Source organism: Neorhizobium petrolearium, from assembly GCF_017873175.1.
In the GTDB taxonomy this organism is placed as follows: Bacteria; Pseudomonadota; Alphaproteobacteria; order Rhizobiales; family Rhizobiaceae; genus Neorhizobium; species Neorhizobium petrolearium.
In genome coordinates this window covers 408,447-424,631 of sequence record NZ_JAGGJW010000001.1, presented here as the reverse complement: position 1 = coordinate 424,631, position 16,185 = coordinate 408,447, and the positions used below count along the sequence as shown (strand labels likewise).

Genomic DNA, 16,185 nt, shown 5'->3' with positions numbered 1-16,185 from the left:
TGCCCCGCCTTTGTTCAGCTTCCGGTCTTGATCTGCGTCCAGACCCGGTTCAGCACGCGCTGCTCTTTAGGCCCGTAGGGCGAGATGGTGAAAAGTTTCGAAACCACGTCTTCCGGCGGATAGACGGACGGGTTTTCGAGCACTTCCTTGTCGATAAATTTCTGGGAAGCAAGATTGCCGTTGGCGTACTGCACGTAGTTCGAGGCCTTGGCGATGACTTCCGGCTTCATCAGATAATTGATGAAGGCATGCGCCTCTTCGACGTTCTTCGCATCCGCGGGGATCGCGAGGTTGTCGAACCACATATAGGTGCCTTCCTTGGGAATCACGTATTCGACATTGACGCCATTGTTGGCTTCCTCGGCGCGGCTCTTCGCCTGAAGGATATCGCCCGACCAGCCGATCGTGACGCAAATGTCGCCATTGGCGAGTTCATCGATATAGGCTGAAGCGTTGAACGACCTGACGTTGGGCCGAATTTTCTTATAGACCTCGCCACCCGCTTCCAGATCGGCCGTCTCCTTGCTGTCAGGGTTCTTGCCGAGATAATTGAGCGCGATCGCAAAGGTTTCGTCGGAAGCGTCGAGGATGTTGATGCCGCAGGATTTCAGCTTCTCGGCATTCTCCGGCTTGAACAGCACATCCCAGCTATCGACAGGCACGTCGCCAAGGGCGGCCTTCACCTTGTCTACATTGTAGCCGATGCCAGTGGTGCCCCACATGTAGTTGACGGCATATTCATTGCCGGGGTCGTATTTGGCGAGACGTTCCGTGACCTGCGGCCACATATTGGAAAGGTTCGGCAGCTTGGACTTGTCAAGTTTCTGGAAAACTCCGGCCTGAATCTGGCGCGCGAGGAAGGGAGCTGTCGGAACGACGACGTCGTAACCCGAACCGCCGGCCAGCAGCTTGGTTTCGACAAGATCGTTGCTGTCAAAGACGTCGTAAACGACCTTGATGCCCGTCTCCTTGGTGAAGTCCTCCAAGATCGATTCATCGATGTAATCAGACCAGTTGTAGACATGGACTTCCCGCTCCTGCGCCATGACAGCATTCGCGGAAAAAGCCGACGCGGCCAAGGCTGCGGCGAGGCTGAGCAAACGGTTTTTCATGATCTCTCCAGTTCCAGTTTTTCCGCGCGGTTATGGAGCCGTGCGCAAATTCCCTTATCGTTTTTGCGAGAGTAGAAAGGAATTTTTCTCCCCACAAGGGGGAATGTGCAGTGCCGAAAAGGTCACTGGAAATCAAAGGCACTCAAGCCGGTTACCATTTCGTCAAGTCCGAGCGGTCGGGTAACCGGCGGCTCGGCGCGCGAAAGACAGCCCTGCCGCTCGCAAAGACGGCAGGCCGTGCCGGCAAGTACAGTACCGGTCGCTCCGGGAAGCGCCTCGCCGTAAACGGTGTCACCTGCGCTCGAAAGATCACAACCGAGCAGGACCGCGGTGCGGCGGATGCGCTCACCGAACCCCGCCTGCGGCCCTTCGAGCGTGCGCGAGAGTGTCAGAAACGCACTCCCGTCGGGCATCTCGACGCGATCGGCAAGGATCTGGCCCGGCTGAGCAAAAGCGGAATGAATGCCGAGCTTCGGACAAAGGCCGCCGAAACGGGCCTGCGGAAATCCTTGCGCGCCGGCCCGCCGGATCACATTGCCCGCATGATCGAGTTCGAGAAGGAAGAACGGTATTCCACCGGCATCCGTACGGACCAACGTGGTCAACCGGTTGGCGGTCTGTTCAAAGGAAACCTCGAAGCGCGAACGCAGCACCTCAAGGTCATAGCGGGCACGGTGGGCTGCCGCGAGAAACGCGCCATAAGGCATCATCAGTGCATGGGCTGCATAGCGGGCAAGTTCAAAACGGCCGATGCGCCGCGCCTCGTTGGTGGAGAAGGAGAGCTCGTCGAGCTCCGCCGCAATCTCTTGCCCCAGAGCCAGAAGCGCCGCTTCCATGGCCAGTTCCCGAGTGCGATCGAATGGCGACAGCCGCTCGGAGAGGAACAGTCGCATCGAATGGCGGTCGTAGCGACGGCGCAGATTCGGCATGGCATGGACGGGAAGCGTGCGCACGACAATGCCATGCTCGCTCTTCAGCCAGGCCTTCAAGGCGCCAGGCAATTCGTCACCCGTTCCAAGTCTCGCTGAGAAAGCCTCCGCAGCATCCTCGATGCGCGCGAAGAAATTCGGCCGCCGCTCCAGGGCCTCACGTACCTCGTCGATCGGCAGGCGCGTGCCGGCAATCGAGGTTTCATGCCCTTCGCGCGCCAGAAGATCGGAAAGGTCCGAAAGCCGGGCCGCCTGTTCGCGATAGGCGCGATAGAGCTTCATCATGCCAAGCGCTGCGTTCGGTGCAGCCTCGGCGACCTCGATGATTTCCTGATCGCCCGGGATTTCGCCAGCCAGCAGCGGATCGGCGAACACTTCGCGAAGCTGGCTCGCCAGACCGCCGCCCTCGCCCTGCAGCGCATCGAGATCGACCTTATAGACGGAGGCGAGCTTCAAGAGGAGCTGGACAGTCAGCGGCCGCTGGTTGCGCTCGATCAGGTTCAGGTAGGAAGGCGAGATGCCGAGCGCCTCGGCCATCGCCGTCTGCGTCAGCCCGAGACCCAGTCGCACCCGCCGCACGCGCGGGCCTGCAAAAATCTTCCGCTCGGCCATTTGTCACCATTTTTACAAATTCGAGTCATCGCCCGATTTTACAGTTTTGACATTTTCACCGATACTTTTGTGAAAGGCAAGACATCCTAACTCCTTTCTCAATCTCTATTTCGCTTATTTTCTGGCAGTGCAGCATTCTTCTATGTAAATTCAGTCACACAAAAATCAGATTGGCTACGCCGCCGATTTTACATGGGAGAAAGAAATGACAGATTTTTACACGTTGGTTCCTGGGGCATCCAAAGGCCGTTTCGACGGTATTGAGCGCCCCTATGGCGCCGAAGAGGTCAAGCGACTGCGCGGATCGGTCGAGATCCGGTATTCGCTGGCCGAAATGGGTGCGAACCGGCTCTGGAAGCTCATCAACGAGGAAAACTTCGTCAACGCGCTGGGCGCGCTCTCCGGCAACCAGGCCATGCAGATGGTGCGTGCCGGACTGAAGGCGATCTATCTCTCGGGCTGGCAGGTCGCAGCAGATGCCAACACGGCGTCCGCCATGTATCCGGACCAGTCGCTCTATCCGGCCAATGCCGCGCCTGAGCTTGCCAAGCGCATCAACCGGACGCTCCAGCGCGCCGACCAGATCGAGACAGCGGAAGGCAAGGGCCTTTCGGTCGAAACCTGGTTCGCGCCGATCGTAGCGGATGCGGAAGCAGGCTTCGGCGGACCGCTCAACGCCTTCGAGATCATGAAAGCCTTCATCGAAGCAGGCGCCGCAGGCGTCCACTACGAAGACCAGTTGGCCTCGGAGAAGAAGTGCGGCCATCTCGGCGGCAAGGTCCTGATCCCCACCGCGGCGCATATCCGCAACCTGACGGCCGCGCGGCTTGCCGCCGACGTCATGGGCGTTCCGACGCTGGTCATCGCCCGTACGGATGCGGAAGCGGCAAAGCTCCTGACCTCCGACATCGACGAACGCGACCGCCCGTTTGTCGACTACGACGCTGGCCGCACGGTCGAAGGCTTCTACCAGGTCAAGAACGGGCTTGAGCCTTGCATTGCCCGTGCCGTCGCCTACGCCCCCTATTGCGACCTAATCTGGTGCGAAACCTCGAAGCCGGATCTCGAACAGGCGCGGAAATTCGCCGAAGGCGTGCACAAGGCGCATCCGGGCAAGAAGCTCGCCTACAACTGCTCGCCCTCGTTCAACTGGAAGAAAAACCTGGACGATGCGACGATCGCCAAGTTCCAGCGAGAACTCGGCGCGATGGGCTACAAATTCCAGTTCATCACGCTCGCGGGCTTCCATCAGTTGAACTACGGCATGTTCGAATTGGCCCGCGGCTACAAGGACCGGCAGATGGCAGCCTATTCGGAACTGCAGGAAGCGGAATTCGCCGCCGAGGCCAACGGCTACACGGCGACCAAGCACCAGCGCGAAGTCGGCACCGGTTACTTCGATGCGGTCTCGCTCGCCATTACCGGCGGCCAGTCTTCGACAACCGCCATGAAGGAATCGACCGAGCACGACCAGTTCCGCCCGGCCGCGGAGTAATAGCGTTGCCTCCCGGCCCGCCCCCCGCTTTCCTTCCGGAAGCGGGGGACGGAGAGGACCGGACCCTATTCAAGAACCCCGACCAAAAAGAGAGGAGAAATACCATGAACGTCCAGACCCGCGTCAAGGAACGCGCAGAAGAACAAGCAAGCAGCATGACCGCCGAGCAACAGGCAGCCATCCGAACGCTCGCCAATGACCTGCATCGCCTCAACCACGCTGTCATGAAGGCGGTCGAAGCGGGCGTCTCGGTTGAGCTCGTCCGCTCCGCCCGGCATCACGGCGGCGACGGACACTGGGGCGACCTGATGATCCCCGTCATCGTCACCAACCGCACCGTGAATTAAGGCCTGCGCCCGGCAAAGAGCTCGGCATGGCCCCTGATGAACTTCACCATGCGATCGACCACCGTGCGGATTTCCCGGCGGTGGCGATCGTCGTTGTTCATTACGATCCACTGACTATGGCGGAGGCCGGCGATCTCCTCGCCCACGCGCTCCAGCCGCATGTCCTGATCACCTACGAAGCACGGCAATACCGCCGTGCCGGCGCCTGCGAGCGCAAGATCGCGTAGCGAACGGGGCCGATTGACGGTGACGACCACCTGATCCGTCCGGTTCTCATGCGGCCATCGCAGGTAGGCGGAAATGGCATCCTCCTCCGAAACCGCGAGCCATCGGTCTGCAATGGACGGATGGGCGCTGCGGGCGCGATAAGCAGCATAGGCGACTTCACCCAGTTTGACTGCCGCCAGGTTGGGCTCCTGGGGTTCAAAGGCCCTGATACCGATATCGCTTTCCCGATGTGCGAGGCTCGCACGCCGCTCGGCGATATAGAAATCCAGGCGGAAACGATCCTGCTCCGTGCGGACAACCGAGAAGTTCCGGGCGAACATCCAGGCGAGCCACGTGCCGCAGGCGACCCTTACGAGCGGCGAACCCGTGCCTTCGCGCTTCCAGCTTTCGATGCGGCGAGCCGCCCCCTCCATTTCCAGAATCTGGGCAAACAAGGCCGAACCCTCGGCGGTGAGCCGATAGCCCGTGCGGCTGCGAAGGAAGAGCGGGCGACCGATCGCTTCCTCCAGGTCAAGCATGCGGCGGCCGATCGTGGCAGGGCTTAATCCCGTGACGATCGCCCCGCCCGAGAGCCCGCCATGGCGCGCAACCTGCATGAAGAGTTCGTAGGCATCCCAATTGATGTTTTTCATGGATGAAAAACATAGCCGGATTTATTCCGTACAAGAAGCAGATTTTTATCTATAGAAAAGGAGACGGCTTTTTTCGAACGGAGATTTCCGATGTATGAGAATGTCGTCGCCATCCATCTTGCCAGGCAATACCGTGCAAGGAGTGAGATCTACCGCCGCCAGGCGGAAGATCGCTTTTATGAGCAGTTTAGCGAACCGTTGCCGCGCTGGCTCACCGGTCCAATCCTATTCCTGAGCGGACGAAGAACGGCAAGAAACGGCATCGCTGCCGCTCCTTGCCATCCTGTTGACGGTCCTCAGGCCACGCGAGAGGCCTGCCGGCGCGCCGACCTTTCTTCGTTGATACGGAACTGCTGCACAAGCTGAAGCAGCGCATCCGCCTCGTCCGCCAGGCATCGGCTCGCCTCACTGGTTTCGCCGACCATGGCACCGTTCTGCTGAGTCATCTGGTCCATGCGGTTGACCGAATTATTGATGTCCTGTAGCGCCGCCGACTGGTCCTGGCTGGCGGTGGCGATCATTTCCACATGCTGGCTGATGCCGGTGATCTGCTGGCTGATCGACGCGAGTACCTCACCGGCCTGCTGGACGAGCGAAGCACCGGAACCGACCTCGGCACTCGACTGGTTGATGAGTTCCTTGATCTCCTTGGCCGCACCGGCGGAGCGTTGCGCCAGTTCCCGCACTTCCTGAGCCACGACGGCGAAGCCTTTGCCGGCTTCACCGGCGCGTGCTGCCTCGATACCGGCATTGAGAGCAAGCAGGTTGGTCTGGAAGGCGATGTCGTCGATAACCTCGATGATGAGCTCGATCTTCTGCGAGGCTTCCTCGATCCGGCCCATCGCATCTATGGCATTGCTGACGACCGTCCCGGAACTGTCGGCACTCTTCCTCGTCAGTACGACCGCATTGTTGGCTTCGTGCGCCCGCTCGGCGGAGGAGCGGACCGTTGCCGTAATCTCCTCCACAGCGGCCGCCGTCTCTTCCAACGAGGCAGCCTGGGTCTCGGTGCGGCGGGCCAGTTCCGACGACGAATGGCTGAGATCGGCGCTACTCTTCTGGATGGCGAGCGTGCTTTCCCGAATATGGGAAAGAGTATCGCGCAGCCGGACGATGGAGCCGTTGAAATCGGTCCGTAATTGTTCCAGCCGGCCGGAGAATTCCGTTTCGATGGTGCTGGAAAGGTCACCCTGCGACAACCGCGCGAGCGCGGCACCCAACTCATTCACAGCGACGTCGATCTGCCGGTCGACACGCTGCTTTTCCATGTCGTTGCGATTGCGTTCGGCCTCCGCCTCGGCGCGCTCCTGCGCACTACGGCTTTCGATCTGCAGCTTCTCCCGCGCATTGTCCCGAAATATCTCCAGCGCGCGAGCGATATTGCCGAATTCATTGTGTCGCTCGATATACGGTATTTCGACAGTATCGTTTCCGCCGGAGAGCGTGTGAACCGTACCCGTCAGCACGGCGAGCGGACGGAGCAGCACCCTGAGGGTAAAGAAGCTCACCAGGCCGACCAGAATCAGAGCGGCGAGCGACGTGCCGATCACGACGTAGCCCGAAGCAGCAATATGTTCGAAATAGACTTCCATCGGGATGCCGATGAAGAGGAGCCCGGTCACCGCGTTGGAGGCATCGGTGATCGGGAAATAGCCGGTCATGAAATCCCTGCCGAACAGGACTGCAGGCCCGAAATAGGCCTCGCCGCGCGCCAGGATGGGCTGCGCCGGGTGATCGGCGGAGAGCTTCGTGCCGACCGCACGTTCGCCCTTCTCGGTCTTCACATTGGTGGAGACGCGGACATAGTCGCTACCGCGCTTTTCGAAAACGGTCGCAACGCCTCCGATTGCGCTCGCGGTACGGTCGACCATCCCATGATCGTTCAGATTGCCCTCACCCTGGGTGACGCGAACCAGAGCCCCGTTCTTGATTTCACTCCCCGAACCCGGCAGTTCCAGATCATAGAACAGGCTCATGGTGCGCATGGCGTTGCGGGCGTCGGCTCTTGCCGTCTCCATGATGTCACTGCGCAGATAGGCATAGGCAAGACCGCCCACTGCCATCACCGCGATGAAGATCATGAACAGACAGAGGACTACGATCCGCGATACGACGGACGTCGGCAGCAATCTCGGCATGACTAGCCTTCCCCAATATGACCAGCTAATCGTTTGAATATTGGAGATATACGTAAAGATTTACTGAATTTGAATGTAATCTCTGCGTGCCGCCTCAAGCAGATATGTATCAGACAGCGATATGATGTTTGCCTTGAAGGGCTGCATTCGATCGGATGGAAGCAGACGGTGCCTTAGTGGAAAAGCGCCGCAACCGACAAAAGCGCTGCGGTGGCGCCGATCGCGATTGCCAAAAGCCTGAACCGCTTCATCTTTGCGTCGTCCTGGACCAGAGCGATGGCAATTGCACGGGCACGGCGGGTTTTCTGCATAGGTCTTGAACCCCAAAACACTGTTGCTCTTGGCGTCCTGCGGCGAGCCGACAGGCAGCGCATGCCAATACTAAATCGCAGAATTTAGCTGGCATTAAGGCAGGATGGCGAAGGCACATTAAGAAGTGCTGAATCGCGCGATACTACAAAGCCTCCCCACAAACATGGCCCGAGGCCCAGGCCCACTGGAAATTATAGCCGCCGAGCCAACCCGTCACGTCGACGCACTCGCCGATGAAATAAAGCCCTGCTACCGCCTTCGCCTGCATAGTCTTTGAATCCAGTTCGAACGTATCTATGCCACCCAGTGTGACCTCTGCCGTGCGGTAACCCTCCGAGCCGGCAGGCCGGATCGTCCAGCTCTGGATAGAGGCGGCAAGCCCATCGATCGCCTTGTCGGAAAGATCTGCGAGGTGAGTATTCTGCAGACCGCGACTTTCAGAGAAAAACTGCGCCAGGCGCTTCGGCAATGTCTCGGCAAGCACGGTCTGCGCCGCCTGTCGGCCATTTGTCTTGCGGGCCGCCCTAAGGATCGCCGCGATGTTGAGATCCGGTTCGATAACGAGCGTAATATCGTCCCCCTCGCACCAATAGGAGGAGATCTGCAGGATCGAGGGACCGCTGAGGCCGCGGTGAGTGAAGAGGAGCGCTTCGCGAAAACCCGTCTTCCGGTGACGGACCTCGGCCGGTGCGGCAATGCCGGAAAGCGGCGCGAGCTTTTCCAGCAGATGCGGGTCTAGCGTCAGCGGCACCAGTGCCGGGCGCGGCTCTACGAGCTTGAGGCCGAATTGTCTGGCGATCTCATAGGCAAAACCGGTTGCCCCCATTTTCGGTATGGACTTGCCGCCGGTCGCGACCACCAGCGATCGGGCTTCGATCACCCCATCGGACGTGGCGATGCGAAAGCCATCCGGTGCTTTCTCCACCGCCGTGATCTGCTTCTGCAGTTCGAGAACGACGTTTGCCGCCTTCATCTCGGAAAGCAGCATGCGGATGATGTCCCTGGCGCTCCCATCGCAGAAAAGCTGACCGAGCGTCTTCTCGTGCCAGGCGATCCTATGCGCTTCCACCATGTCGAGAAAATCGCGCGGTGTAAAACGCGCGAGCGCAGACTTGGCGAAGTGTGGATTGGCGGAGAGAAAGTTCCTCGGGCTCGCGTGGATATTGGTGAAGTTGCAGCGGCCGCCGCCGGAGATACGAATCTTTTCGCCCGGCGCCTTGGCATGATCGAGCAGAAGTACGGAACGGCTTCGCAGGCCTGCACGGATCGCGCACATCATCCCCGCCGCGCCTGCACCCAGGATCACCACATCGAATTTCCGCGCCACTCGCCGCTCCTTGACTTCTTCCGCTCCGCTCTTTGCGATCCTTCGTTCAAAGTCAATGCCGCCCCCTCGCCAATCGCCAATCCGTGGTTATGATGGGAACTCCGATCAACCCTACCGGTGTCTCATGCCGCGCAAGAAATCCAATCCCGCTCCCGAAACAGGCAAGGTGCTGAAGGCAGCCACGTCCCAACCGACACTCACCTCGCTTCGAGGCGTGTCGGGCTGGCGGGAGGCTACTGCGTGGCTTAGGGCGCGCGGGATCGAGGACGTGGAGTGCATCACGCCCGATCTGGCCGGTGTTCCGCGCGGCAAGATGATGCCGTCCTCCAAGTTCACCTCCAACACGTCGCTGGCACTGCCGTCCGCCCTCTACCGGCATACGATCTCAGGTGAATATCCGGAGGAAACCGACACTTTCCGCTACGAGCCTCGCGATAGCGATCTCAAACTGATGCCGGATCTTTCCACCCTCTCGGTTGTGCCCTGGGAAACCGACCCGACGGCGCAAGTGATCTGCGATATCATTGATACGAATGGCAAGGCCGTCTCCTACACGCCGCGCAACGTTTTGAAGAACGTCGTCAGACTCTACAATGAGCGCGGCTGGAAACCCGTCGTGGCGCCGGAAATCGAATTCTACCTCGTCGCCAAGAACGATGACCCTGACTATCCGCTGCATCCACCGAAGGGCAGGTCCGGGCGCTCCATCCTCGGCGGCCAGGGCTATTCGATCGCCGGCATCAACGAATTCGACGAACTGATCGACGACATCTATCATTTCTCCGAAAAGCAAGGGCTGGAGATCGACACTCTGATTCATGAGGAAGGTCCGGCGCAGCTCGAGATAAACCTGCGGCATGGCGATCCGGTCGAGCTTGCGGACCAGGTCTTCCTGTTCAAGCGCACCATCCGCGAGGCGGCGATGAAGCACGGCATCTATGCCACCTTCATGGCGAAGCCAATGCAGGGCCAGCCGGGTTCGGCCATGCATATCCACCAGTCCGTCGTCGACATCGAGACCAGGAAAAACATCTTCTCCAATCCGGATGGCTCGGCCTCGAAGGCCTTCTTCCACTTCATCGGCGGCATGCAGACCTATGTGCCCAAAACACTGGCGATGATGGCGCCTTACGTGAACTCCTACCGCCGCCTGACGCCGGACATGTCCGCTCCTGTCAACAATGCCTGGGGATACGACAACAGAACAACGGCCTTCCGCGTGCCGGTCTCCGACGCAGCGGCCCGCCGGGTCGAGAACCGGCTGCCGAGTTCGGACGCCAATCCCTATCTCGCGCTTGCCGCCTCGCTCGGCTGCGGACTGCTCGGCATCCTCAACGAAGTGGAACCGGAGCCGCCGACGGAAGACACCGCAAATGAAGGATCGATAGACCTGCCCCGCGGCTTGCTCGAAGCCGTCTCCCTGCTCGAATCCGAGCCGGCTCTGGCGGAAGTCTTCAGTCCCGAGTTCATCGGCATCTATGCCGGCGTCAAACGCGGCGAATTCGAGACCTTCATGCAGGTGATCAGCCCGTGGGAGCGGGAATTCCTGCTTCTCAACGTGTGAGGACCAAGGCCTTGGATTCGTGGCAGAGCCCGATCGCACCGGGAATTTCCTGGTATCAGGCAACCGTTGGCGAGCGGGCGGCCTATCCGGCTCTCGACGGGTCGAAAACCGTCGATGTGGCCATTGTCGGCGGCGGCTATACCGGCCTCCAGGCGGCCTGCAACCTTGCCAAATCGGGTGTTTCGGTCGCCTTGATCGAAGCGCATCGTTTCGGCGACGGGGCCTCGGGCCGCAACGGCGGCCAGATGGGCACTGGACAGCGCTGGTGGCCGGAGGACCTGGAAAAGGAACTGGGCTACGAACGTTCCAAGGCGCTGTTCGATATGGCGGAAGATGCCAAGCGTTATCTTCTCGACTTTGCCAAAATCCACGGCATCGAGATGGATTATATGCCGGGGCAGATGAACGTTTCCCATAAGCCCGGGCATGACAAGGAGTATCGCGCGAACGCCGAGATCGCAGCGGAGCGCTACGACTATCCGCACATCTCCTTCATGGACCGGCAGGAGACCGCAGAGCGGCTCGGCACGAAGGACTATTATTGCGGTGTCCGCGATACGGGTACCGGCCATATCCATCCGCTGAAGCTACTGGTCGGTCTCGCCCGTGCGGCACAGGAAGCCGGCGCGCAGCTTTATGAGATGACGAAGGCGACCGCCATTCGACGCACCCGGAATGGGCCGGACGGCAAGATCGTAATCGAGACACCTTCAGGTGTGCTGACGACTGATCGCGCGCTCGTCGCCACCAATGCCTATGTCGGCAACCTCGAACCGGCCACTGCCGCGCATATCATGCCAATCGGCTCCTTCATCGCCGCCACAGCGCCGCTCGATGATTTCCCAGACGTTATTCCGGGCGGCGAGGCCGTAGCCGATTCGCGCTTCGTGGTGCGCTATTTCCGCAAATCGCGCGACAATCGCCTGCTGTTCGGCGGGCGGGAGGTCTATTCCTCACGCGACCCGAAGGACACGGCCAATGCCATCCGCACACAGATCGTCGCCACCTATCCCGCATTGAAAAATGTCGAAATCACCCATGCCTGGGGCGGCAATGTCGGCATCACCATGCCGCGCCAGCCCTTCGTGAAGGAGGTCATGCCAGGTGTCACCTCGATCGGCGGCTATTCCGGCCATGGTGTGATGCTGTCAAACTATTGTGGCAAACTCTATGCTGATATGGTCGCCGGTAAGGCAACGGGACTCGATCACCTCGCGGCGCTCGACATTCCGGCCTTCCCGGGTGGTCTGCGCCTGCGGACCCCGCTGCTTTTCCTTGCCTTGACGTGGTTTGCGCTGCGCGACAGGCTTTGGTGACGCACCCGCCTAGTAATCCGCCCGAAGCCATTTCGGGCTAGCCATTTTAAATCGATTAGATTAAACATGCCCCCAACCATGCGAGATGAAAGAACAGCGATGAGCAGCCAGATCATCCCAGTCGAACCTTTTGATTGTATCGTCTTCGGCGGAACCGGCGACCTTGCCGAGCGAAAGCTTCTGCCGGCGCTCTATCACCGTCAGGTCGAGGGCCAGTTCACCGAGCCGACCCGCATCATCGGCGCCTCCCGCAGCAACCTTTCGCATGAGGATTACCGCAAGTTCGCCGAGGATGCCCTGAAGGAGCATCTGAAGAAGGGCGAATATGATGAGACCGAGGTCAAGAAATTCTGCGAGCGGCTCTATTACGTCTCCGTCGACGCGAAGGCGGATCAGGGCTGGGACGAACTTAAAAAGCTGCTCGACGACGGCAAGGAACGCGTTCGCGTCTTTTATCTCGCTGTAGCGCCCGGCATTTTCGGCGCAATCTCGGACAAGATCCGCGACCACAAGCTGATCACCAGGGCGACCCGCATCGTCGTCGAAAAGCCGATCGGCCGTGACCTCGCCTCGGCGCTCGAACTCAACGACACGATCGGCAAGGTCTTCCGCGAAGAGCAGATTTTCCGCATCGACCATTATCTCGGCAAGGAGACGGTGCAGAACCTGATGGCGCTGCGTTTTGCCAACGCCCTCTACGAACCGCTCTGGAATGCCGAACACATAGACCACGTGCAGATCACGGTCGCCGAGGCAGTCGGCCTCGAAGGCCGGGCCGGCTATTACGACACGGCCGGCGCATTGCGCGACATGGTGCAGAACCATATCCTCCAGCTTCTCTGCCTCGTCGCCATGGAAGTGCCCTCCTCCATGTATTCCGAGGCCGTGCGCGACGAGAAGCTCAAGGTCCTTCGCGCTCTGAAGCCGATTACCGAAGCCAATGTCGAGCAGATGACCGTTCGCGGCCAGTATCGCGCCGGCGCTTCCGCGGGCGGCCCGGTCAAGGGCTATCTGGAAGAGCTGGAAGGGGGTGTTTCCAACACCGAGACCTTCGTCGCCATCAAGGCCGAGATCGGCAACTGGCGCTGGGCGGGGGTGCCCTTCTACATCCGCACCGGCAAGCGGCTTGCCAACCGCGTTTCGGAGATCGTCATCACCTTCAAGCCGATCCCGCACAACATCTTCGATTCCTCTGCCGGCCGCATCGCCGCAAACCAACTCATCATCCGCCTGCAGCCGGATGAAGGCGTCAAGCAGTCGCTGATGATCAAGGACCCCGGCCCAGGCGGCATGCGTCTGCGCGAAGTCTCGCTCGACATGAGCTTTGCCGAAGCCTTCAGCGTGCGCAATCCAGACGCCTATGAGCGGCTTCTCACCGATACGATCCGTTCCAACCAGACGCTGTTCATGCGCCGCGACGAAGTGGAGGCCGCATGGCGCTGGGTCGATCCGATCCTGAAAGGCTGGGAGGAAACCGGCCAGCAGGTGCAGGGCTATACTGCCGGCACCTGGGGTCCGAGCCAGGCCATCGCCCTCATCGAGCGCGACGGCCGCACCTGGCATGAAGGTTGAGACGATGGCTGCCAACCTTCATGAATTTTCCGAGGCCGCAACGCTCGCCACCGCTCTGGCGGACGAGGTCGCGGCACGTCTTGCCGCGGCAATCCGCGAAAGGGGCTCCGCCTCGATCGCGGTTTCCGGCGGCTCGACGCCGAAGCGCTTCTTCGAAACGCTTTCCACCCGCGATATCGACTGGGGCAAAGTCACGGTGACATTGGTGGACGAACGATTCGTGCCGGCCGACAACCCACGCTCCAACCACCTTCTGGTCGCAACCCATCTCCTGAAGGACAGGGCGGCAGCAGCGAAATTCATCCCACTCTATTACGACTGCTCCTCGATCGATGAGGCGGCCGGGATCGCGACAGAGAAGGCCGCCCGCATCGGCAAGCCCTTCGATGTGGTTATCCTTGGCATGGGAACGGATGGCCATACCGCCTCGTTCTTCCCGCATGGCACCAATCTGGGACAAGCGCTCGACCTTTCCGGTCCGCGCGGCGTGCTGACGATGGAGGCGGAGGGAGCGGGAGAAGAACGGCTGACCTTTTCCTTCGCGAGCCTTTCGGATGCGCGCTTCCTCGCCCTTCATATCGAAGGCCAGGGCAAGAAGGACGTGCTGGACAAAGCGAAGGCCGGCTCCGACGAAACCGAGATGCCGATCCGCGCCGTGCTCAACCGCGCTCAATCGCCGCTCGAAATCTACTGGGCGCCTTGAACGCCCGCATTTTTTAACAGGAGCAATCCCGGTCGGCTTTCGCCACTCCCAAGCCGGGGTTGACGACAGAGGACAAGACCATGGCCGCCCATTCCAGCATCGAGGCGATCACCGCCCGCATCGTCGAACGATCGAAGCCGCTTCGCGAAGCCTATCTCGACCGCGTGCGGCGGGCGGGCTCCGGGGGTCCTCACCGCGCCGTTCTTTCCTGCGGCAACCTCGCGCATGGCTTCGCGGTCTGTTCCCCCGCCGAGAAGACGGCGCTCGCGGGAGACGTCGTTCCGAATCTCGGCATCATCACCGCCTATAACGACATGCTCTCGGCCCACCAACCGTATGAAACCTTCCCGCCGATCATCCGGGAAGCGGCAAGGGAGGCCGGCGGCATCGCCCAGGTCGCCGGCGGTGTGCCGGCCATGTGCGACGGTGTCACTCAGGGTCAGCCCGGCATGGAGCTTTCGCTCTTCTCGCGCGATGCGATCGCCATGGCGGCCGGCATCGGCCTCTCGCACAACATGTTCGATGCGGCCGTCTTCCTCGGCATCTGCGACAAGATCGTGCCGGGTCTGGTGATCGCAGCCTTGAGCTTCGGCCACCTGCCTTCTGTCTTCATTCCGGCAGGTCCGATGACCTCCGGCCTGCCGAATGACGAGAAATCGCGCATCCGCCAGCTTTATGCGGAAGGCAAGGTCGGCCGCGCGGAACTCCTTGACGCCGAATCCAAGTCCTACCACGGACCGGGCACCTGCACCTTTTACGGCACGGCCAATTCCAACCAGATGCTGATGGAGATCATGGGCTTCCACATGCCCGGCGCATCCTTCGTCAATCCCGGTACGCCGCTGCGCGATGCGCTGACGAAGGAAGCCGCCAAGCGGGCGCTCGCTATCACTGCGCTCGGCAACGAATTCACGCCGGCCGGCGAGATGATCGACGAACGCTCGATCGTCAACGGGGTCGTCGGCCTGCATGCGACGGGAGGCTCGACCAATCATACGCTCCATCTCGTCGCCATGGCGCGCGCCGCCGGGATTCTGCTTACCTGGCAGGACATTTCCGACCTTTCCGATGTCGTGCCGCTGCTCGCTCGCGTCTATCCAAACGGACTTGCGGACGTGAACCACTTCCATGCGGCCGGCGGTATGGGTTTCCTCATCAAGCAGCTCCTGAAACAGGGCCTGCTGCATGACGACGTCCGCACTGTCTTCGGCCAGGGCCTGGAAGCCTACACGATCGAGGCGAAGCTCGATGCCAATGGCCGGGTCGTGCGCGAACCGGCCCCGGAAGAGAGCGGTGACAAGAAGGTGCTTGCCTTGATCGAAACGCCTTTCCAGTCGAACGGCGGGTTGAAGATGCTGACGGGACATCTCGGCAAGGCGGTCATCAAGATTTCCGCGGTCAAGCCGGAACGGCACATTATCGAGGCACCGGCAATCGTCTTCCATGACCAGCAGGAGCTGCAGGATGCCTTCAAGCGCTGCGAGCTCAACAGGGATTTCGTCGCCGTCGTGCGCTTCCAGGGTCCCAAGGCAAACGGCATGCCGGAACTGCATCGGCTGACCCCGCCGCTCGGCGTGTTGCAGGACCGCGGTTTCAAGGTCGCGCTCGTCACCGACGGACGCATGTCCGGCGCATCCGGCAAGGTGCCTGCGGCAATCCATATCACGCCGGAAGCCTCCGATGGCGGGCCGATCGCCAAGATCAAGGATGGCGATATCATCCGCCTCGATGCGATCGCCGGAACGCTGGAGGTACTGGTGGATGCGGCGGAATTCGCCGCGCGCACGCCGGTCGTTGCCGATCTTTCCGACAACGAGTTCGGCATGGGCCGCGAGCTCTTCGCCGCCTTCCGCCGCAATGTCGGTCATGCGGACCAGGGGGCGAGCGTCTTCGCTTGA

General features: G+C 60.7%; 13 protein-coding genes. 7 read left to right on the top strand and 6 right to left on the bottom strand.

Annotated elements, in window-relative coordinates; genetic code table 11:
* Positions 1 to 14 precede the first annotated feature (14 nt).
* Positions 15 to 1,112, bottom strand: a complete 1,098-nt coding sequence (locus tag J2046_RS02180) for a polyamine ABC transporter substrate-binding protein (RefSeq protein ID WP_210048850.1) — start codon at positions 1,110 to 1,112, stop codon at positions 15 to 17.
* Positions 1,113 to 1,234: 122 nt separating this feature from the next.
* Positions 1,235 to 2,653 carry a helix-turn-helix domain-containing protein gene (locus J2046_RS02175; RefSeq protein ID WP_210048848.1) on the bottom strand — a complete coding sequence of 473 codons (1,419 nt, stop codon included), beginning with the start codon at positions 2,651 to 2,653 and terminating at the stop codon, positions 1,235 to 1,237.
* 205 nt (positions 2,654 to 2,858) lie between these two features.
* Here J2046_RS02175 and aceA point away from each other — a divergent pair, with 205 nt between their 5' ends.
* Both aceA and J2046_RS02165 read left to right on the top strand, forming a co-directional pair.
* A complete protein-coding gene (aceA, locus tag J2046_RS02170; protein ID WP_210048846.1) occupies positions 2,859 to 4,148 on the top strand; it encodes an isocitrate lyase in 1,290 nt (429 codons plus the stop codon).
* Positions 4,149 to 4,252: 104 nt separating this feature from the next.
* Positions 4,253 to 4,495, top strand: coding sequence for an SMc00767 family acetate metabolism repressor (locus J2046_RS02165; RefSeq protein ID WP_037158634.1), 243 nt, complete (start codon positions 4,253 to 4,255; stop codon positions 4,493 to 4,495).
* On the opposite strand, the gene J2046_RS02160 is transcribed toward J2046_RS02165, so the two are convergent.
* From J2046_RS02160 to J2046_RS02145, 4 genes are all read right to left on the bottom strand, one after another.
* Positions 4,492 to 5,355 carry a LysR family transcriptional regulator gene (locus tag J2046_RS02160; RefSeq protein WP_210048844.1) on the bottom strand — a complete coding sequence of 288 codons (864 nt, stop codon included), beginning with the start codon at positions 5,353 to 5,355 and terminating at the stop codon, positions 4,492 to 4,494. The two genes, J2046_RS02165 and J2046_RS02160, sit on opposite strands and share 4 nt — an antisense overlap.
* A 296-nt stretch (positions 5,356 to 5,651) precedes the next feature.
* Entirely contained in the window at positions 5,652 to 7,493 is a 1,842-nt protein-coding gene (locus tag J2046_RS02155; protein WP_210048842.1) for a methyl-accepting chemotaxis protein, read from the bottom strand.
* Between the two features lie 173 nt (positions 7,494 to 7,666).
* Positions 7,667 to 7,804, bottom strand: a complete 138-nt coding sequence (locus J2046_RS02150; protein ID WP_210048833.1) for a hypothetical protein — start codon at positions 7,802 to 7,804, stop codon at positions 7,667 to 7,669.
* A 143-nt stretch (positions 7,805 to 7,947) separates the two neighbouring features.
* A complete protein-coding gene (locus tag J2046_RS02145) occupies positions 7,948 to 9,132 on the bottom strand; it encodes a BaiN/RdsA family NAD(P)/FAD-dependent oxidoreductase (protein ID WP_210048832.1) in 1,185 nt (394 codons plus the stop codon).
* Positions 9,133 to 9,256: 124 nt separating this feature from the next.
* Between J2046_RS02145 and J2046_RS02140 the strand changes: the two genes are divergently transcribed.
* The 5 genes from J2046_RS02140 to edd all read left to right on the top strand — a co-directional run bounded on the left by J2046_RS02140 (position 9,257) and on the right by edd (position 16,185).
* On the top strand, positions 9,257 to 10,696 hold the full coding sequence (locus J2046_RS02140) for a glutamine synthetase family protein (RefSeq protein WP_037158645.1): 1,440 nt from the start codon (positions 9,257 to 9,259) through the stop codon (positions 10,694 to 10,696).
* Positions 10,697 to 10,707: 11 nt separating this feature from the next.
* Positions 10,708 to 12,012 (top strand): NAD(P)/FAD-dependent oxidoreductase, encoded by a 1,305-nt coding sequence (locus J2046_RS02135; RefSeq protein WP_210048830.1) that lies wholly within the window; start codon positions 10,708 to 10,710, stop codon positions 12,010 to 12,012.
* A gap of 99 nt (positions 12,013 to 12,111) precedes the next feature.
* Positions 12,112 to 13,584 (top strand): glucose-6-phosphate dehydrogenase, encoded by a 1,473-nt coding sequence (gene zwf / locus J2046_RS02130; RefSeq protein ID WP_210048828.1) that lies wholly within the window; start codon positions 12,112 to 12,114, stop codon positions 13,582 to 13,584.
* 4 nt (positions 13,585 to 13,588) lie between these two features.
* Complete coding sequence (gene pgl, locus J2046_RS02125; RefSeq protein ID WP_210048826.1) at positions 13,589 to 14,287, top strand: 6-phosphogluconolactonase; 699 nt, start codon at positions 13,589 to 13,591, stop codon at positions 14,285 to 14,287.
* 80 nt (positions 14,288 to 14,367) lie between these two features.
* Positions 14,368 to 16,185, top strand: coding sequence for a phosphogluconate dehydratase (edd, locus tag J2046_RS02120; RefSeq protein WP_210048824.1), 1,818 nt, complete (start codon positions 14,368 to 14,370; stop codon positions 16,183 to 16,185).